Consider the following 20332-nt stretch of genomic DNA (forward strand, 5'->3'; position numbering starts at 1 on the left):
AAAATAAAACACTACCTTACATGGTATAAAAAGAGGGGTTATACAGTGGAGGACAGGCAAAGTAGGGTATTGATAGTGGGTGCGGGGTTAGCCGGTAGCCTGGCTGTTCAATCCATCAGCAGTTCAGGGAAAGGACCGGTGATTATTGGCTTTATTGATGATGATCGAAATAAACTGAACTTAAAAGTGTGCGGTTTACCTGTTCTAGGCAATCGTTTTGATATTCCGCGTATAGCTGACAGGCACAAGGTGAACGAAATAGTCATTGCCCTGCCTTCAGCGCCTCCCGATGCGGTCAGCGACATTGTTCGGATTTGTAAAGGGTTATCCGGAGTTAAAATTAAAATATTACCCGGTACCTATGATTTAAAAACAGGTTGCCTAAACCCTATTTCCATAAGGGAAGTGCAACTGGAGGACTTGCTGGGCCGTAAACCTTTATCCCTTGATTTGAACAGTATAAACAATTATTTAAAGGACCAGGTGGTATTGGTAACCGGGGCGGGAGGCTCGGTGGGTACGGAATTGAGCATGAATATAGCCAACAGCAATCCCGGGCAACTGGTATTAATGGGGCGGGGAGAGAACAGTATTTATGAAGTGGAAAGAAAGTTAACAATGAATTGCTCCGGGGTGGATATAGCCACCGAGATAGCCGATATCAGAGACCGTGGCAGGATAACCAGGCTTTTTCAAAAATACAAACCCGGGGTGGTCTTCCATGCCGCCGCGCACAAACATGTACCCTACATGGAAAGAATACCCGAGGAGGCTGTAAAGAATAATATTTTGGGTACCAAGGTGATGTGTGAAGTGGCCCACGAGTTTAACTGTGATAAATTTGTGTTAATATCCACCGACAAAGCTGTGAAGCCCACCAGTATCATGGGTGTAACCAAAAGGATAGCCGAAGCCATTGTGCTTATGATGAACAGGGAAAGCCAAACTAAATTTTCCGCTGTTCGCTTCGGTAACATACTGGGTAGCAGGGGGAGCGTCATTCCTTTGTTTGAAAAGCAAATCGCCCGGGGCGGGCCGGTTACCATTACCCACCCGCAAATGATGCGTTACTTCATGACGGTGAGCGAGGCCGCCTGGCTGGTTATCCAGGCGGGAGCCATCGCCCGGGGAGGAGAAGTATTTGTTTTGGACATGGGGGAGCCCGTGTGCATTAAGGATTTAGCCTATAAACTGATTAAGCTGAAAGGGCTGGAGCCCGAAAAGGAAATTGCCATTGAATATACCGGTATCAGGCCGGGAGAAAAGATCACCGAAGTACTGGTGGGGGATGATGAGCAAGTAAAGACTACCCCGCATAAAAAGATATTTGCGGTTTACAGCTCTGTGGATAACTTCGCCCGGGTTAAAGAGTTGTTGGCCACGCTGGAAAAACCGGGTTTTTCCTATGCGGAGGAGGATATTCGGAGTTTGCTGCGGCCGTATTTGGGGTGAGGGATATAAGATGAACATTGCAGTGAAATAAGGAGTTTTTCAAATAAAATCCTTTGTAAATGGTAAAACCGCCCGGCGGCGGTTTTTTGCTTCAACAGGTACACTTTGCCCACAAATGGATTATATCCACAACGGTTTTGATCACCTGTTTAGCCGCGTATCCGCTGAACAAAACTTAGACGGTTGCGCTTTCTACAGTAAGGGGCAGGTATGCGGGGTAGTATAACTGCCCCCGCATGCTAATATTATTTCCGTTACACATCTTTCACTTTGGCGGCAGCAAATTAACAGCGGCTTCCCCCCGGGCCTCCAGTTGACAGGCCACCCGCAGCAGGCGGCGGTAGAGTCCCCTGGTTTCGGGAAACTCGGGATTGAAGAACAGGCCGGGATGAATCAACAGGCTGATGGCTCCGCCAATGCGGCTGATATGGTATAGCATGTTATGAAAAGCCTTCGCCGGGTCCCGGGGATATTGGCCCAGCAGCGTGTTTTCAATCATGGTCAAAGGCACTTCCCACAGGGGCAGGGCCTGGCCCGAGGTGTGGTCGTATGGTTGAAACGGCCCGGCGATGCCGCAACGGTAGCCCACATAATCGGAATAACCAAGGCTTTCATCACATTGTATTCCCATGGATGCCAGGAAGGAAAAGGACTTTTCGGGGTCAAAACGCAGGTAATGCGCCCTGCCGGATATAATGGGCCTACCCACATAGCGGCATAATTCAGTCAACTGGCTGTTAAACCGGTCAGCGTTAAGCAAAGTGTCGTAGTTATAGTGTATACCCACCGGCCACTCAGGCGGGATTTGCCTTATTGCTTCGGGTATGATGGCTGAGCCGCTTCTGGCACCTAAACGGCCCCCGGTACCGTTTAGGAAATAAAAAGATGAAGTGTAGCCAAACATCCTCTCCACGTCCACCATCCCGGCCAGGTTTTCTAAATAATAAGCTTTGGGATACATTGTATTGCGCAGTATCCACCAAAAATTGGCCAGGCGGGGAGGCTTAAATTTCAGTAAAGGTTGGAAAATCCTTAAAAAGCGCACCGCTTGGGTCCACACATCGTTGCCCCGCAAAATATCATTATCATGGGATAGAACAACCACCGGGGGCTGTACCAAACCCTTTAAATCAAACCCGGGATAGTTTTCTTTTAAGAGACCCCGGCAGGCGGCCACCAGCACCGCCACCCCTTCGTTAAAGGCCGGTACCTCCAACAAATTGTCCTCCCGCCTGGGGCTCATGGACCCGGTGAACCGGCCGTGGGCATCCCGCCGGGGGCTTTCCCTTTCCTCCCGCAGGGTTAACAAATCAAACAGGTTGGCAAAGATATGCCAGGCGGGAATAAGGGTGCCCTGTTCATGCCGGTACCACAGAGGGGTTGCAGTACAGGGCAGGTTGGACCAACCGTCTCCCGGGGGAGGGGGTAGCGGGTTCCAGAGGGTCAGTTCCGTACCGTTAAAGGGCACCTTATACGGAGCTTTAGGACGGACTGAATTATTTATATCAATTGTTATGGCAATGACAGGTTCCCTTATCCGGATGGCTTCGGTATAGGATAGAAAACGAATATCTGCTGTTTGCAGCATGTCAAGGGCTTCCCGGGTAAAAAAACGTTCCGTGTGCTGCAGTATTTGCCGCCACAAGTAGTTTACCTCGCCGGGTTTCATCACCCTGTTGCTTGCCCCCATTATCCCAACACCCCTTCGGTATAAATTCTGTTAATGTACCAGTTGTCCAGTGATTGTAATGAGGGACGGGCAGCGGCGCCCTGTAAGTAATGGAGCACCATCCACTCGCCGCGGGGGATATAATAAAACCCCACTTTACGGGCCGCCCGGGCTACCAGGTTATCAAAGGGATGGTTGTTTACTTTCCAGGCCCTGACCCCCAGGGCACCTGTTTTGCGCAGTTTCACTACCGCGTCTATTAATAAAGCCGCCACGACGGTTTCTATATTTTTCGGATGAAGCTGTTTTGAAGCAGCTATTATATCCACAATATGCCCCACCGAATTATCGTCCAGGGCATAAGCCACCCACCCCAGTAGCCGGTTGTTCAAGTAAGCTGCCCGAAACGTGGCCCGGAGGTGGGGGTTTTCAAATATCCGCCACCTTAAAAATGCCTCGTCCCTTAATACAGTTGTGCCCCCCCACTGCCTCACAAAGGCCCGGCATAAATCCGCGCATTCCCTGGGAGGCGCGGATAACGTTTGTATTCGAATATCTCGGGCCAGTGACCTGTTAATTCTCCATCCGGAACAGCATAAAACGGCGGATGAAAAAACACCGGCCAGGCTGCAGAGCATTTTTATGCCCCTGGTTTTGATTGGCGATGAGAGATTGTTTTTAAGCAGCGCGTTAACGGCATCCCCGTGCAAGGGAAAAAACAATTGGCCGATGCTGGTGTGGACTTCAAAACCCGCCCTTTTATTGGCTTTTATGGCGGGGGTAAATCCCCAGACCACTAAAACCCCCTGGCTCTCCATATAAGAAAAAATCTTGTCGAACAGGGCGGGGTAGATTCCAGTGCCCCGGATAACCGGATCTAAAAGTGCCTCCTCGGATTTACCGGTTAAAAATTCCCCTTCCTCATCAATCATGCGGGTGGGAATCTGAGCCAGCGTGCCTAAAACCCTCCGGTCTTTTTCCGCTATCACGAAGGGTATATCAGGCAGCCCGGAATGTAAAAACTCCCAATTCCACTGGGCCAGGGTCCGGTTTTTTCCATAAAAATTATTGTGGAATTCATTACAGGCTTCGCCATCTTCAGGCTGGATAAATCGGATATTTATACCTTCCATGGACAAAAACCCCATTTTTTTCTAAGTTTATTGTTAGAATACGTAAAATTTAAATATTTGTTACTAATTAAGCCCCGGATTCTTTTTAAAAATCCGGGGCTTAATCAGTAACTCACGGGTTCGGGGCTGCGTATTATGGCTACATATGTAAGAAAAAAAACCAATAAAGTTAAGAGGTGAAAGCATGAAAAAAAAGTCTTTATTATGAGCTGTTTGCACTCCTGTCACGATGTCCGGGTTTCGGTCAAACAGGCGGCATCACTGGCCAAAAAATACGATGTAGAGTTACATGCCATAGGAGATTTTAAATTTGCCCGCAAAAACGGTGTTAAATTATTCGGCTTGCCCAAAAGCAAAAGGCTTTACACAAGGCCGCTCAATTGGTGCCGTCTTTTGGTGCGGGCTTTAAGGGCCAGGGCCGGTTTATATCATTTTCACGATCCTGAACTGATTCCCGTGGGGCTGGTGCTGAGACTGCTGGGTCGTAAGGTTATTTATGACGTGCATGAGGATTATCCCGATGCCATATTGCATAAAACATGGATACCCGGTTGGGCCAGAAAGCTAGTTTCCAGGGTATTTAATTTTGTGGAAAAGAAAAGCGCGTCGTTTTTCAATGCTGTTGTGCTGGCAGAATCGGGTTACCAGGAGAGTTTTAAAAACGTTAAGACAACTAAAGTGGAGATCCTTAATTATCCCCTTTACAAAGCCAACACCATGGAGCGCCCGGTGGAGGTTCACGGGCGGGTCAATCTGATTTATGCCGGTAATATCAGTGCCATCAGGGGGGCCGTGGAAATGGTGGAGGCACTGCATATTTTACGCAGTGCAGCGGTAAATGCGCACCTTTACCTGGTGGGGCCGGTAAATCAACCCGGTTTACAGGTAAAACTGAACGAGCTTGCCCGCACCTACGGGTTACAGGACCATATAACCATGACGGGCCTGGTTTCCCATGACCAGGTTTACCAGTATTACCGGTATGCCCATATCGGTTTAGGCCTGCTCTATCCCGTGGATAACTTCTTAAAATCCCTGGCCACGAAAATATTTGAATATATGGCTGTTGGCCTGCCCATGGTGGTGTCGGATTTTCCCGGTTGGAAGAAGCTCCTTGGGGAAGTAAAGGCGGGGGTAACGGCCAACCCGCTGGATCCTAAAGAGATTGCGGTGCAAATCAAATACTTGGTAGATAACCCTCAAATACGTGCAGATATGGCCATGGCCGGACGCAAAGCCTTTGAGGAGAGATTCAACTGGTTGACTGAAGAAAAAAAATTGCTTGGTTTATATGAAAAATTACTTGGTTAAAGAAAAAAAGGTGAGGATGGTATGCAAGGGGATTATTATAAGTACTGGCCACTGGGTCTTTTATTGGCCATAGCATTCCTGTTGGGGGTATATGGTCTATTTACAGGTAACTGGCTGCCCTTTTTGGTGCTTTGGGGGTTGCCCCTCATTGCATTGATTGTTTGGCGCCCGCTGGTAGGCTTTTGCGTAATGGTTTTTTTTATCCCCCTGGAAGATTTAACTGTGATTTTCCCGTCCTTTACTGTAATAAAGTTAATCGGGATAGTTACCTTTTGGGGCTGGTTAATGCATTTAATCCTGGCCAGGAAGTTTTTTAAACTAAATAACTTTATATTTATTTTGGTGTTATATCTTTTTTGGAGCTTCTTATCCACCGCCTGGGCTATCGAACCAGAGCAGAGTATGCGGCGAATGATATCTCTGGTGCAATTACTGGCCATGGTGGTGCTGGGTTATAACCTGGTGGAAAAAAAGAAAGACGTTCATTACATTCTGGGAAGCTTCCTATTTGGTGCCTTTATAGCGGCGCTTCTGGGCATATATAACGGCTACCTGCATGATTTCACCACCAGGGCGGTGATATGTAATTTGCAGGACCCCAACCTGTATGCCAGGCTGTTGGGCTTGGGGGTGATATTCGGTGGTTATCTTGCTTTTACCACCAAAGACAAATTAATGCGGCTAGCCTGCCTTTCCGCCTGTGCCGTTATGCTTTTGGCAATATTACTGTCGGGTTCCCGGGGAGCCTGGCTGGCTATGTTTTTAACCTTACTGGCAGGTAATATCCTTGGCGCCAGGTTTTTAATCAAAGCTTTAAATAAAAGAACGGTACTGGTTGGTTTAATAGCGGTCGTAATCATAGCCTGCTGTCTGGGTGCATATGCTGTTAAGGAAATGCCGGTGATATCCCAGCGCGCCCAGAGCTTCAACGAAATTTCCGATGAGCGGGCAGCGGGTCGTTTTGATATCTGGCTGGTGGGGGCGGAAATTTGTAAAAATAATGTTTTACACGGGGTCGGTTTGGATAATTTCCCCTATGCTTACACCCGGTACCTCCCGGCCACGGAAGGGGTTTCCGGGGTTGGTTTGAACAAAGGTCCCCACAATATTTACCTGGCCGCCTTTGCGGAACTGGGGTTACCGGGTCTCATACTGCTGCTGGCCCTGTTTGTTTCCATGTGGCGACTGGGCGGGCAAACGGAAAAGCCGGCGGATATGATTGCCTGCAGGATGCTTACCCTTTTTATGGCTCTGGCCGGCCTAACTTGTATGGACCATCATGCTAAATTCTTCTACCTGGGCATGCTGGTTCCCTCTATCATGGCCCAGTTCGGCATATTACGGGGTTTTCGACCTTCCGGCAGCCCGGATAACGTGATATTTTTATCCCCGATATTCCCCAATAAATTCAACATAAATAGCGGCATTTTTGCCTTCAGGATGATCCAAAACCTGCAGGCTGCCGGGGTTAATGTAAAGGTGATTGCCCCGGTGCCCTACAGCCCGGTGGTGCTGTGGTATAAGGAAAAATGGCGCAATATGGGACGGGTACCCTGGAGGGAAAATATTGACGGGGTGGAAATATATCATCCTCGCTTCCTCTGCCTGCCCGGGGGCAAATATGACGAATGGAATATGCGCTTCATGTACTGGTCCCTTTTGCCGCTGGTAAGTACCTTTAATGCGGTGGCCCGGTATAAAATAATCCATTCCTACGGTCTTGTGCCCACCGGTTATGTGGGTCTACTGATGGCGGAAAAGCTGGGTGTATACTCGGTATGTACCGCCATAGGTTCCGATGTTAATATGGTGGGGCAAAAACCCGCCGGTGTATCCCAGAAGGCCAGGTATACACTGCAAAATACCGATGCAGTGGTGGCGGTGGGGCAAGAATTAGCTCGCCAGGCTGAAAAACTAAGTGGAGAAACCAGGGAAGTCAAGGTGATATACGAAGGTGTGGATGATAATATGTTTGACACCTCGGGTATCAGCCAGGTTCAGGCCAAGATAAAATTGGGGCTTCAGGTGAATGACCGGATTATACTTTATGTTGGACGGCTTATCCAGCAAAAGGGTATTTATGAACTAATTGATGCCTTTACCTGGGTGGCCAGGAAATACCCGGCCGCGCGCCTGGTTCTGGTGGGCAGTGGCCAGGATAAGGAGTCATTAAACTCGCTGGTTGAAGCCAGGGGGTTGCAATCCAAAGTGACCTTTGCGGGACAGGTGCCCCATGCTGAACTGGTCTGGTGGTATGCAGCCTGTGAAATCAGCGTTCTGCTGAGCTACCATGAAGGTGTGCCCAATGTTCTCAAGGAGGCCATGAGCTGCGGCAGGCCCGTGGTGGCCACCAAAGCGGTGGGGATTACGGAGCTGGTTATGGACGGTAAAAACGGTATTTTGGTTGAACCCCGCAACAGTGCTGCTGCGGCGGAGGCTCTGATTAAACTGCTGGATGATCGTGACACCGCCGCACGTATGGGCAGCCAAGGACGCAATTTAATAAAAAGCGGTTGGGTTGGCTGGAGGCAAACTGCTTATGAATACAGGCAGTTATATGATCAACTGGTGGAAGGGAATCATCGCAAGCAATGAATAAACAAATATTTCTAAATAAAGAAACCCGGCCTGGGTCAAGGTTCGGGTTTTCTTTTATACAATACAACACAGGACACGTTACTATATGCCGTGATAAAAAAGATAATAGGAATAAATTGGGGTGCTAAATTTTAAAGGGTTTTGTAGGTAATTGTAGAAATTAGTCATCCGAGATGACATAAATAAGGAGGGCACCCTAGGAAATGAGTTGTTTGAGAAAAATTTGTATCGCGTTGGTGGTTGCACTGTTGTTTCTGATACCGGTGCAAGCTGTGAATGCTGCAACCAATGCAGATACCTTGAAAAATTTGTTTGATAAGGTGGATAACCAGTCAAAATGGAAAGCCAGCAGCAATAAACCGGACGGTTATCAAATATGTTACACCGATTCTTACGTTATGCGCGCTTATCTGTTAATGTACCAGTCCACCGGTGACAAGAAATACCTTAATAGTTTTACCAGTTTTGCCGACAGCGTACTGGCGCGCCGGGATAACGTGGTGGGTAAGACCGATTTTCGTGGTTTAAGACTGCCGGGCTGGAGTAGTAACCATTTTGACCCAAAACAAAATATGCATTACGTCATGGCTACCGGGATGATTGCCACTCCCCTGGCTCAATTCGCCACGGTGGTGAAAAGTGATCCCGCTTTGGCCAGCTACAATGCCAAAGCTAATATTTATTTGCAGGCGGCCAGGGATGCAGTGGCCATTCATGAAAAACCCGGCGACTCAAGATATATTTACAGCGATAATAACTGGATTGAAGATGGTAATGCCATGTATTTGAAAAGGCCTCTTAACATGAGCTTAGCATATGGCAGTGCTTTGCTGGCCATTTACGAAGCTACGGGGGACAAGTCATATCTGGATAGAGGAACAAAAATAGCCAATTATTTTAAACAGCAGCTTACCGTAAACCCGGCTACCAACGGCTATTATTGGAAGTATTTCCCCGGTCACCCCTCATACGGTAACGTTATAGAGGATTTAAGCCATTCCACGCTGGGCACTGAATTTGCTTACCTTAGCTATAAATGCGGTCTTTTTAATAATAACGACATGCAAAGATTCGCCAATACCGCCACCAAAACCCTGGCCAGAAGCAACGGCTCAGTTGCCGAAAGGTTAAACGGCAGCGGTACCAGTACCCAACCCGGCAAATTCTTGCACTGGTTGTGGTTTGAGCCCTGGGCACCGTCTTTACTGGATACTAGCTATAATATAGTCAAAAACAGAACTTCAACTTACCCCATGGAACTCATCGGAATAGCCATGCTGAACTACTTTAATGCCCATGGAGAGACCCCTGACCCAGTTGACCCTGCTCCGGGCCCGGGACCGGGGGAACCGGAACCGGAAGAACCGGAACCGCCCCAGGACACCCAGCGTCCCGTGGTTAAAGTAAATGCCCCGGCAACCGGCAGCCAGCTAAAGGGCACCGCAGTATTCCAGGTATCGGCCAGCGATAACACCGGAGTAGACAAGCTGGTCCTGGGTTACGGTCCCAGCGCCAAGGGTCCGTGGACCGAGTTTAAAGGCACAGCGGAATTAAAGAGCGGCAGCGCAACGGAAGGCAATTGGGAACTGAGTTGGGATGTATCGGGCCTTGCAGACGGCACCTACTATGTATTGGCCCGTGCCACAGACGCAGCGGGCAACATGGTCTTTTCACCGGCGGCAGCATATGAAGTAAAGAACGCCGTACCGGAACCGGAACCGGAAGAACCGGAACCGCCCCAGGACACCCAGCGTCCCGTGGTTAAAGTAAATGCCCCGGCAACCGGCAGCCAGCTAAAGGGCACCGCAGTATTCCAGGTATCGGCCAGCGATAACACCGGAGTAGACAAGCTGGTCCTGGGTTACGGTCCCAGCGCCAAGGGTCCGTGGACCGAGTTTAAAGGCACAGCGGAATTAAAGAGCGGCAGCGCAACGGAAGGCAATTGGGAACTGAGTTGGGATGTATCGGGCCTTGCAGACGGCACCTACTATGTATTGGCCCGTGCCACAGACGCAGCGGGCAACATGGGCTTTTCACCGGCGGCTAAATATGAAGTAAAGAACAAGGTTGAAAACCCGGCACCGGCGGGCAATTTAATCCAAAACGGTGACTTCAGCGCGGGTTTACAGGGTTGGTCAAACAAGAACAATTCAGCTAAAATCAGCCGTGACTCTGCCGGCAACCCGGCTTTAACCAATACATCCAACTATGATTTCTTCCAGGAAATCAGTCTTAAGCCCGGCAATTATAAGCTGAATGCCCGGACCCACGCGGGTAATTCCAAAAAAGCAGCCATGATTGTGGTGGTATATTATTACCGTGACGGCAGTCACAGCACGGAATACGCCTTCAAGCACCAGCATGCCGGCAGGACCTGGGAGTCCATGCGGGAAATGGCCATTAAGGTACCCAGCACGGTAGTTAAGGCCAGGGTATTCCTGACCGTTGAACCCGGTGACAATGGTTACCACCACTTTGATGATGTTACATTGACGGCAGTTAAATAAAAGTTAACACCAAAAGGGGGGGGACGTTGGACGTCTCCCCTTTTGGTGTTAATTGACCGGTATATATAGTATTTGACCTACCTCTAAACTGTTGGGGTTGGTGATGTTGTTTTCGTCAATCAATGTTTTAAGGTCAACGCCAAACTTTTCGGCTATGCCTGAGGCCGTATCCCCGGGTTTTACAACATATTCAGTATGGTTACCCAGGTAGTTCCGGGAGTCTTCGGTTTGGGCCCGGGTCAGATTATTTAATTCCGCGCCAGTGGCCAGTTTTAAAGATACGTTATCGAAGTCGCAGGCCACCGCAGCCGAGTCATCGTTGGCCAGCAAGTATATTCTGGCCTGGTGAATGCCGGCAGGTATTTTGATAACTTCCGTTACATCATTCCATTCATTGTTGGTGTGACTGCGCACAATGTTATAAAACTCCGGAATTCTCTGACCTTGCTCATCTAAAAATACTACTTTGATGCGGGTGGGCACTTGCACGTCCGGTGTTCTGGTTGTGGCTTTGACTACGTAAATTTGTTCCGGCTCAACCTCAACCTGCTGGTAAAGACTCCAGTTATACCCGTTCCTTAAAAATTTATTATCATTCTCCTCGGTAATTAAAGATGATTCTCCAACCCAACCAAACAGTCCCAGTTCAAAATCCCCATTGGCTATTTTTTCATTTTGGTCCGCCTGCAGGTTTGCCCGGTCACCCACTGCACTGGTCCTGGTAACCACGATATTGTCAAAATAGTGGTAACCTTTGGGGTCACTGGTTAGCAGGTATATTTTAGTTATGGCGGCTTTTTCGGGTATGGCGATATATTGTTGAGCTATGTCCTCCCAATCGTTACCGGTATGGGTGTGCCGGATATCATAGTACTGGGGCAATTTGTTTCCATTGACATCATGGAATGTAAAAACTATCCTGGCCGGTCCCTGGGCCGTGCCCTTTTTGGTTTGGGCTTTGATTTGGTAGGTGGTGTGGGGAAGCAAATTCATGTCCTGCCGGATGTCCCAACTGGCGTTGTTCATGATATAGTGATTTCCGTTTTCATCCTTTTGCACGGCGTAATTATTATTCCAGCCAAGGCCTCCCTGTTCAAAATCCCCGTTTATTATGGCGGGTTTTTCCAAAAAGACGGTGTCAGGGTTTTCGGTACCGGCCGGTGCGTCAACAGCGGCTTTAGCACCGGGGTTGGTTGAGGTCTGGGAATTAAGGTTGTTGTAAACAAAATAAAGGACCACCAGAGCAAAAATTGCGGTTAATACTATAACCAATAAATTCTTACCTTTAATTTTTTTCTCCTCCTTTTTAATTTATGTAAAAGAATAGAACAGGTAATTTTACATTATGCGCTGTTTGGTAGTTATGTCATTGTAGACTAGCAGTAAGTAAATGGTAGTGGTATCGCACTGGTGACGGGTGTCGATGGTAAAACCTTCAGCACCCGGCACCAGTGGTTTTATAGCAAGCGCCTGGCAACTGCAGCAATGTTTTTTAAATCCCTGGCGTAAAATATGCCGTTTATACCAAGGGTTACGGTGGTTGCAACAAACATGATTTCACAGGCATACAGGCACCATCTTAAATAACTGTCAATATGCATGGCCGGAAGCAATTGAGCTAGCAAAACAATGGCTGCGGCGGCTAAAATATTTACGGCACATCTTTTAATGAAAAGCCGGATACTTCTGTGTAAAACATTGTTCGAAAGATATATGGCATATTGGATGGTCCTGAACAGCATGGCGCATAGAGTTGCAATGGCCACCCCCATCAGGCCGTATTGGATTACTAAAGCAATAGACAAGATGATGTTAATTGCTGCCTCGGCAAAGGCCCCGTTTCTGGTTTGCTTAAAATGTCCCGCTGCCAGCGTTACAGAGTGGTAGGGGAGCCTGATGCAGTATACTGCTTCGGCCATGATCAGAATATATGCAAAGGCCGGCCTGTGGTAGTTAGCATCGGTGATGCCGCCGGTATACACCGAGACAAAGGGCAATACCAACAATGCCGCGCTGGTAAAAAAGATGGTGGTAACGGTAAAGGAAATAAATTCATACAGGCGGAAGTTGGCGTTTAGGGCTACGGTTTCTTTTTTTGCGATCATGTTGCCAAAGCCGGCCTCCAGGCCGGACGAAAAGGTGGTCATTATTTTCTCTATCCCGGATACCACCATATAATATATGGAATACACCGAAACTTCCCTGGTGTTGGTGAACAATGTCAGCACTACCACATCGGTGTGCCGGTGCAAAAAATAAGCTAAATGGTGACCCAGTCCATCCCATCTTTGTTTGATAGCCCTTTGATCAGCGGTACAGCGGCTGGTTATTTTATATTTGCTCCGGACATAAATGCTAAGTAGTATCGGTCTGGTGATAAAAACAACTGCACTGCCCAGCATAACCATGTGTATACCGGCGCCTTGTTTAACAAGGATTACAACCAGGATGGTGCTGCAAACCGTGGCCAGTATTTGTGTTAACGAGGCTATGTACCTTTTTTGGTCCGCCTGTAACAACACTTGATAGGTAATCCCGAAGTAATACTGTACGAAGGTACCGGCGCCAATAATTAACACCAGGATAAAGGTAAACAGCCATTCAAATTCATTTCCCACCAGAAACGGGAACAATCCCGCCACAAGCAGGGAATAACCAACAAAGACCAGTGCTATGACCCGGAAAAGGTTTTCCGTAGCTTTAACAATACCGTTTATGGAGTTCAGGTCATGATCAGCCAGCGGTTTGTACAGGGCCGCCCGTACCACGCCGCCCACACCAAACTCAAGCAGGGTGATATAACCTAAAAATTGCTTGATGGAATAAACCAAGCCATTAACACTGGAACCAAAGGACCCGATGATCAACCTGGGGACAATAAAACCGCAGATAATGGTTATTGCCTGCAGGGCCAGTGAAGCCGCGGTGTTATATAATGCTTTCCTGGTTCTCATGGTGCATTCTTCCCATAGGATTTACGGAAAAGAAAAAACCTGGCTATATGTTTCAGGTAAGCGAGGTTGCGCTTGATCGCCCACGGGGCCAGCTTGACTGATTGCCAGTATATGGCCAGGGCCTTTTTTCCGTCACCCAGTTGCAGGTAGTACGGGGTAAGCATAATAAGCCGTGTACTTTTAGCCTTTGGATGTGTAGCTAAATAATCCGCATATTTTTTGTTAATAGCCTGGATACCCTGAATTTTGCTCCGGGGGTTGGTGGTGATTCTTTCTCCGTCGTGGATATGATAAATAACCAGTGATTCATTTACACAATCAACCTTGAACTTGCGGGCAATTCTCAGCCACATATCGTGGTCCTGGGATGATAGCATACTGGTGTCAAACAGGCCGCACTGTTCAAAGCACCTGCGCCTGACCAGCACAAAAGAAGTTGAACCGATAAAGTTCCCCAGCATTAAATCATCGAAAACACTGCCCGCTATACAGCGGTCAATTAACCGGGTACTTTGAGTGGTGGAGTCAACCATTTTATAGTTGCAGTAAACCAGGCCGGTATTTGCATCAGACATTTTAGCCATTTGCTTTTGTAGTTTTCCGGGCAGCCACTGGTCGTCATCATCCAAAAAAGCGATAAATTCACCCCGGGAGGCTAAAAGCCCGGTGTTTCTCGCTGCACTGCCGCCCAGGTTTTGATCGTGTTTGATGTAGCGCAGGCGGTGGTCGTCCAGGGTTTTTATCAACTGTTCCACCGCTTTCCGCTGGGCAAAATCAGCCGGGCTGTCATTCACAACGATTATTTCCAGGTTTTTATAAGACTGGTTAATGACGCTGTCCAGCGCCCTTTTAACCATGGCCGGGGGGCGTTTGCAGGTGGGAATAATCACGCTGATTAAAGGTTCTTCCATAATCTCTCAAACCTTTCTTGGGACTGCCATACTATGGGCAAATGCAATGGCTCCTCAGTTATAATACGTTTCCGGGATGGGGGATGTTATTATAAATTCCAAATGGTGGGTGGAATAAATTGACTTATGTTACGCTAAAATATAATTGTTTTGAAATTATCACAATGGGTGAAAAGCATGGAGCTTGCTTAGAATCTTTACCGCAGAGATATTCCTATAAGCCATTGAACCAGTTGGAGACTATGGTTAAAGAACAATAAAATTCTGATATTTCCGGTATAAAAAGAGGACAGAAACCGTTAACAAACAAACGGTTTCTGTCCTCTTTTGTTTGGTTGTTTTATCCTCCGGATACGATGGTAAGTAGTTTTATGTGCGCCCCATCGGCCAGCGGTTCCATGTCCAGGCGGTCCCGGGGCACAACCTTTCCGTCCACAACCACCAGGGTCATGGCACCGGGGGACTCTCCGGCCGCTTTCAAAGCATCCGCCGCTGTCATACCTGGCGTAAACGGGATTTGCTTTTCATTGACCTTAATCATTAGAAGTCGAATAGCACCTCTAATTCGTAGTCGTTGATATCGAACTGTGAACCTGTTGCGGCGGAGCGCTCTTTATAGAAGAATTCAGGCAGCCTGTCGTCTTCGGCGGTCATTCCCGCTGCTTTATTGAAGGCCCTTTCGGTTAATAACGTTTTTACACCAAGGCCGATGGTGACCCGGGTGATATCGGCTTTGCCGCCGTACAGGGCTGCCATCATGTCTGCCAGTAGCGGTATGCCGGGGACCATGTGGGCAAAGGCAAAAATGCACATCATGCTGTCCGCAAAGCACATGGCCACCTGCAGCTTGTTGGAGGCGTAGGCCTGGGCCGCCCGCCCGCAATCGTCAAAGGCACGGCCCATGGTAAGACCCGCAGTATGGTCCGCCCCCATGGGACTGGTGGCATAGGTGATCCCGGTACCCTTGGTGTTGCGTGGATCATAACCGGGTAGGGCCTGGTGTTTTACCACCGGGATGCGCTGGCAGCCCAGACTTTGTCCCACGGCCTCGCAGCCGTTGCCCAGCAGCTTGCCGAATTCCGTGCCCTTGACCATTTCATCCAGCAGTGCCAGGGCGGCGTCCGCATCGCCCCATTTGATTTTGCCGGTTTCCATGCACATGGCCACGGCGTTCGCTGTTTCGATGGTGTCCACGCCGATATCATCACAGATGCGATCCATTTTGGCGATGGCATCCAAATCGGCAATGTGGCAGTTGGGGCCGAACAGGGCGATGGTTTCATATTCAAAGCCCGAGGTAAGGTAATTGCCGTCCTGGTCGTTGTATATGTTGGAACACTGTACCACGCAGCCGGGCTGGCAGGCCAGTTTATTACGGCCGCCTCTGGTGGCCAGGTTGGTCATAAATTTATTGGCGCCTACCTCCGTGTAAGCCGGGAATAGTTTGCCGGAGAAGTTGTCCACCGGGAGAATACCGTTGGCACCGGTGGCTTCAATGGTGGAAATGGTGCCGATGTTGTGGAAGGGATCGTTTTTAGCTCCTGCGGCAATCATTTTGTTCAGCTTTTGGCACACTTCGTTGAACTTGGCCTCATCGGCGTATTGAACTTTAAATGGTTCCTTCGGCTTTTCAATAACCACCGCTTTAATGCGCTTGCTGCCCATTAACGCGCCCAGGCCGCCTCGCCCGGCTGCCCGGCTGGGGTGTCCGTAGCCGAATTCGGTAACTTGGATGGAGGCACTTTTGTAAAGACGTTCCCCTGCAGAGCCTATGGAAACAGTGGCCAGTTTGTCACCAAAGCGTTCCCGCATTTTACCGGCAAACTCGTAATTGTTGACCCCTGCATAAGCGCCGGCGTCCTCCAGTGAAGCGTTTCCCGCGGCATCAATGTGTAACATCCAAAGGCCGTCACCGGCGGGTATATTTTTAACTACAATCAATTTAATACCCTGCTCGGCCAATAAAGCCGCAGCATAGCCCCCTACGTTGCTCTCTTTGATTCCCCCGGTCAGCGGGCTTTTGCCACCGATGGACAGGCGGTGGGTGGTGGTAAATTTGGTCCCGGCAAATACCGATGTACATAAAATCAGCTGGTTTTGGGCGCCCAGTGGATCGCACTGGGGAGGAACGTTATTAATCATATATTGGGCAATCAGTGCTTTGCCGCCCAGCTCCCGGTAAGCATCATCCAGGGGCTCTTTGCTGACCGTCAGGGATTGCATATCAACCACTAATTTTGACCACATAGTCTTACTCTCCTTTCATATAGTGGGCCAGTAAAATATTATCAAGCATCGTAGGCAGACTGGATCATCTCAGCCACCCTGGCCGCGGTGATACGATAAGGTACCAGGGCAAATCCCGTATCCGCTGTGACAAGTGGTGCCACTTTCATGGCCGCCTCCAGGGGAATGCCCAGTTCTTTTATATTGGGTAAATCCACGGACTTGAGCAGGGAGCGTATGGCCTTACGGGCAGCGGCCCCGATTTCCTCGGGTGAAGCCTCCTCAGGGACTGTCACATCCAAACATTCACAGATCATGCGTACTTTTTTATATTCGGTTTTGGCGGCATACTCAATGACTTCGGGCAGTGCCAATGCGCAAGCAATTCCGTGGGGTATGTGGAAATTAGCACCCAGGGTGTGTCCGATGCAATGGCCCAGGTGCACGAAACCATTGGTAAAGGCCATTCCGGCATATAATGAGGCCAGTATCATCTGCTCCCTGGCCTCAAGGTTGGAGCCGTCACGGTAAGCCACGGGCAGCCACCTGGCAATCATACGCGTTGCCTCCCGCGCCAAAGCATCTGAGAGGGGGTTTGCATGCCCGCTGGTAAGGGCCTCCAGGGCATGGGCCAGGGCGTCGGCGCCGGTGGCCGCGGTCATTTTTGGGGGTAGCCCCAGGGTAAGATCGGGATCTACAATGGCCAGGGTGCCCAAACAAACATTGCTGACCACGGTATCCTTCTTGCCCAGGGAAGTACAGGAAACAACGCACATATTGGTAACTTCGCTACCGGTACCGCTGGTGGTGGGTATAAACACCATGGGCACACCCGGCTTAAGGTTTTTTTGCACACCAAAATATTTCATAATGGGAGGAGTGTTGTTGATGAGCACATTGATGCCCTTGGCGGTGTCCATGGCACTGCCTCCACCCACGGCCACAATACCGTCCACCGCTTCCCGGCGAGCCATTTCCGCCGCCTGCTCGATCATGGTATCCGGGGGGTCGGGGAGCACACCGTCAAAGATAACAGTTTCAATTCCGGCGTTTTGAATATTCTCAACAATTGTGCCGGCAATACCCACATCTTTAAGCCCTTTGTCGTAGACAACCAGTACTTTTTTACAGCCCAGTTCACGTACCTTCAAGCCGGTGCGCAGTGAGGAACCACTGCCCATGATAACAGGGACAAAAATATCATACGATGTAATCATTTATCACCTGCTCCTTCCTTTTTAATGCTAAAGCTATCATTTGTCCTAATGGTATCACTGCGGCGTTTGGTGATAAATGTACCACTGATACAAAAAGAAGGGCAATATTTGTGTAATCTGTACTATTTTGAATTGTTTTTATTTATTAAATTGTATTATCATATAGAGAAGGTGGTGAGAGGGTGCGTTATAACGAGCTGATTGAAATTCTGCAAGGGACATTTGCTATAGATACCCGTTTGGGCGGTAGCTCCCCGGCCATCATAGATATTCGGCTGCTGGAAAGGAACGAACGGAACTGGAATGAACATGTTTTGTATGTGGGGAGCCTTGCCCGGTTAAATAACCCGCCGGACCGGCCCATTATGATATTATCCGTGGATGAAGCCCCTGTATTGCCCCGGGGCAGTAGTTATGCCCGTATTCGCCAGGAAGATGTTAATGATATTTTCAATACGGCGAAGGATCTGATTTTTGAGGACTTGCGAGGGAAGAGCATATTTTTTGAACTGGCCCAAATGGCCATGGGTGAAAAGAAAATGGGTTGTATCATCAATGCCGCGGCTACATTGCTGGGCAATGCCCTAATCCTTGTGGACCTGGGTCAGAAGGTACTGGCGCATTCCACCAATTATGAAATTATGGACCCCTTGTGGGCCCAGAATATAGAGCGGGGATACTGCTCCTATGAATTCGTACAAAAAGTTCGCACCAGCAAGCATATGCAGGAATGGAGTAGAAGGGGGAATGAAACCCAGCTCATTACTTTACCCGGCGATATGCAGCCCAAGCTGGTGGCCAGGATTGTTCACGGGGGTCACGTTGCCGGTGCCGTTGTCATGATTGAACATCATACACCTATTGCCCGCAGCCACAAGCGACTGCTTCCGCTGGTGGGCAGGTTGCTCTTTGATGTCCATTATCGCAATTCGGATACCGGGGGAGCCCACGAATCATTTTACAGTGCTATCTTATATAATCTGTTGGATGAACCTAATATTTCCAATACTGTGGAATATATCACCATGTCCAACATTGACTTTCCGGCGGAAATGCGTGTGGTGGTGGCCCGTTTCGTCCGCCCGATGGAAAACCGCTACATCAAACGAACCCTCAGTATGGAGTTGGAACGCATATTTCCCAAAGGGTATTCAGTCCAGTATAAAAGCTATATAAGCATTTTGGTTTCGGAGGTATCCGAAAAACAAGTCCAAGAGCTGGCCAGGCTGGCCGTGAACGAGGATATCAGCATTGGGATTAGCTGGCCTTTTTCCAATATCGCCGAGTTTAAAAGGCATTTTAACCAGGCGGTGTCCTCCATAAAACAGGCCCAGCGCTTCGGCCGGGTCAACGAGGTTTTTGATTACAGCGATTTTAACTACTATGATCTGTTATACAACTATACCGGAAAGATACCCTTGGAACACTACTGCCATCCTGCTTTGCGGGTGCTGCGGGAATATGACAGGGCCAACAACACCGAGCTTTACGTTACTTTACGCACCTATTTGGAACATAAAAACAACCTCCGGGCCACTGCGGAGGCACTGTTTATACACAGAAATACACTGGTTTACAGAATCAATCGCATAAATGAGCTCCTCAAACTGGACCTGGGCAATGTTAACGTTGTATATTCACTGGTGGATTCCTTCAGAATTGAAGCTTTTTTAAAGGCTTTGGCCGAATCCGGCCTGCCTGTTATCCAGGACTCCGAACATCAAAACTCCGCCGGTAAGGATGTTTTACACAGGTAGGGGCCGAATAGTTGCCGGCTTTGGAGCCGGGTGCCACCAGTTTAGGCAACGAAAAATTTAAGGGGTAGAGCCTGTAAAAAGGAATTGTTGAAAACTGTTTACCACGGTTTTCGGCAATTCCTTTTATTTTATATATACGAAAACCACCGTTAAAAAGTGCAGCAGTTGATCGATGATATTGGTGGGATGAAAGTAATTTTTTTTACTGCTGACAATGCTCATTTTCACAGCATCTATTACGGTGTGGGTGGCAAAAAGAAAGAGTGCCTTCCACGGGGCGAACAGGTCCAGCAGCCAGAGGCCGGGGCACATGGCCAGGGTCCACAGTGAGGTATGGATGATAAGTCCCCAAAAACTTTTTCGTTTTAAGATGCCCAGCCTTGTTTTTTGTAAAGTATATTCCGTGAAATAATGGCCGCCAAGGGTTACCAAAAATGCCGCCAACAGCAAATTATCACCTGCTTTTGAGCCGGTTTGAAAACAAGTTCCGGTGCCGTGTTGAAAGTCGTAAAAGAAATTTTTTCATAACGTTTTGTGCCCTGGAAAGGGGATGCATATAAGGTTGAAAAGCGCTGTCGGGAATGTTAATTTCACATA

14 protein-coding genes are annotated in these 20332 nt (G+C 48.7%); 5 read left to right on the forward strand and 9 right to left on the reverse strand.

Annotated features, from left to right (window positions below):
* The first annotated feature begins 45 nt into the window (after nucleotides 1-45).
* On the forward strand, nucleotides 46-1452 hold the full coding sequence (locus LX24_RS04540; RefSeq protein ID WP_166510960.1) for a polysaccharide biosynthesis protein: 1407 nt from the start codon (nucleotides 46-48) through the stop codon (nucleotides 1450-1452).
* Nucleotides 1453-1717: 265 nt separating this feature from the next.
* On the opposite strand, the gene LX24_RS04545 is transcribed toward LX24_RS04540, so the two are convergent.
* Nucleotides 1718-3142, reverse strand: coding sequence for a polysaccharide deacetylase family protein (locus LX24_RS04545; protein ID WP_166510961.1), 1425 nt, complete (start codon nucleotides 3140-3142; stop codon nucleotides 1718-1720).
* The gene (locus LX24_RS04550; protein ID WP_166510962.1) at nucleotides 3142-4254 is read right to left on the reverse strand and encodes a GNAT family N-acetyltransferase; all 1113 of its coding nucleotides are present in this window, start codon (nucleotides 4252-4254) and stop codon (nucleotides 3142-3144) included. Before LX24_RS04550 ends, LX24_RS04545 begins: the two co-directional genes overlap by 1 nt.
* A 204-nt stretch (nucleotides 4255-4458) precedes the next feature.
* On the opposite strand from LX24_RS04550, the gene LX24_RS04555 reads away from it, so the two are divergent.
* From LX24_RS04555 to LX24_RS04565, 3 genes are all read left to right on the forward strand, one after another.
* Entirely contained in the window at nucleotides 4459-5565 is a 1107-nt protein-coding gene (locus LX24_RS04555) for a glycosyltransferase (RefSeq protein WP_166510963.1), read from the forward strand.
* A gap of 21 nt (nucleotides 5566-5586) precedes the next feature.
* Nucleotides 5587-8160 (forward strand): glycosyltransferase, encoded by a 2574-nt coding sequence (locus LX24_RS04560; RefSeq protein WP_166510964.1) that lies wholly within the window; start codon nucleotides 5587-5589, stop codon nucleotides 8158-8160.
* A 206-nt stretch (nucleotides 8161-8366) separates the two neighbouring features.
* Nucleotides 8367-10670 carry an Ig-like domain-containing protein gene (locus LX24_RS04565; RefSeq protein ID WP_166510965.1) on the forward strand — a complete coding sequence of 768 codons (2304 nt, stop codon included), beginning with the start codon at nucleotides 8367-8369 and terminating at the stop codon, nucleotides 10668-10670.
* A 48-nt stretch (nucleotides 10671-10718) separates the two neighbouring features.
* Here LX24_RS04565 and LX24_RS04570 read toward each other — a convergent pair whose 3' ends face one another.
* From LX24_RS04570 to LX24_RS04595, 6 genes are all read right to left on the reverse strand, one after another.
* A complete protein-coding gene (locus LX24_RS04570) occupies nucleotides 10719-11942 on the reverse strand; it encodes a LysM peptidoglycan-binding domain-containing protein (RefSeq protein WP_166510966.1) in 1224 nt (407 codons plus the stop codon).
* A 185-nt stretch (nucleotides 11943-12127) separates the two neighbouring features.
* Entirely contained in the window at nucleotides 12128-13624 is a 1497-nt protein-coding gene (locus LX24_RS04575; RefSeq protein WP_166510967.1) for a lipopolysaccharide biosynthesis protein, read from the reverse strand.
* Nucleotides 13621-14535 (reverse strand): glycosyltransferase family 2 protein, encoded by a 915-nt coding sequence (locus LX24_RS04580; protein WP_166510968.1) that lies wholly within the window; start codon nucleotides 14533-14535, stop codon nucleotides 13621-13623. Before LX24_RS04580 ends, LX24_RS04575 begins: the two co-directional genes overlap by 4 nt.
* 340 nt (nucleotides 14536-14875) lie before the next feature.
* Nucleotides 14876-15076 carry a sulfur carrier protein ThiS gene (gene thiS / locus LX24_RS04585; RefSeq protein ID WP_166510969.1) on the reverse strand — a complete coding sequence of 67 codons (201 nt, stop codon included), beginning with the start codon at nucleotides 15074-15076 and terminating at the stop codon, nucleotides 14876-14878.
* Nucleotides 15076-16782 (reverse strand): aldehyde ferredoxin oxidoreductase C-terminal domain-containing protein, encoded by a 1707-nt coding sequence (locus tag LX24_RS04590; RefSeq protein WP_166510970.1) that lies wholly within the window; start codon nucleotides 16780-16782, stop codon nucleotides 15076-15078. Before LX24_RS04590 ends, thiS begins: the two co-directional genes overlap by 1 nt.
* Before the next feature lie 41 nt (nucleotides 16783-16823).
* Entirely contained in the window at nucleotides 16824-17978 is a 1155-nt protein-coding gene (locus LX24_RS04595) for an iron-containing alcohol dehydrogenase (protein WP_166510971.1), read from the reverse strand.
* A 182-nt stretch (nucleotides 17979-18160) separates the two neighbouring features.
* Between LX24_RS04595 and LX24_RS15105 the strand changes: the two genes are divergently transcribed.
* Entirely contained in the window at nucleotides 18161-19735 is a 1575-nt protein-coding gene (locus LX24_RS15105) for a PucR family transcriptional regulator (RefSeq protein WP_279233178.1), read from the forward strand.
* A 123-nt stretch (nucleotides 19736-19858) separates the two neighbouring features.
* Here LX24_RS15105 and LX24_RS04605 read toward each other — a convergent pair whose 3' ends face one another.
* Nucleotides 19859-20185 (reverse strand): DUF3307 domain-containing protein, encoded by a 327-nt coding sequence (locus LX24_RS04605; protein ID WP_166510972.1) that lies wholly within the window; start codon nucleotides 20183-20185, stop codon nucleotides 19859-19861.
* Nucleotides 20186-20332 lie beyond the last annotated feature (147 nt).

Origin of the sequence: Desulfallas thermosapovorans DSM 6562 (genome assembly GCF_008124625.1) — a bacterium.
Lineage (GTDB): Bacteria > Bacillota > Desulfotomaculia > Desulfotomaculales > Desulfallaceae > Sporotomaculum > Sporotomaculum thermosapovorans.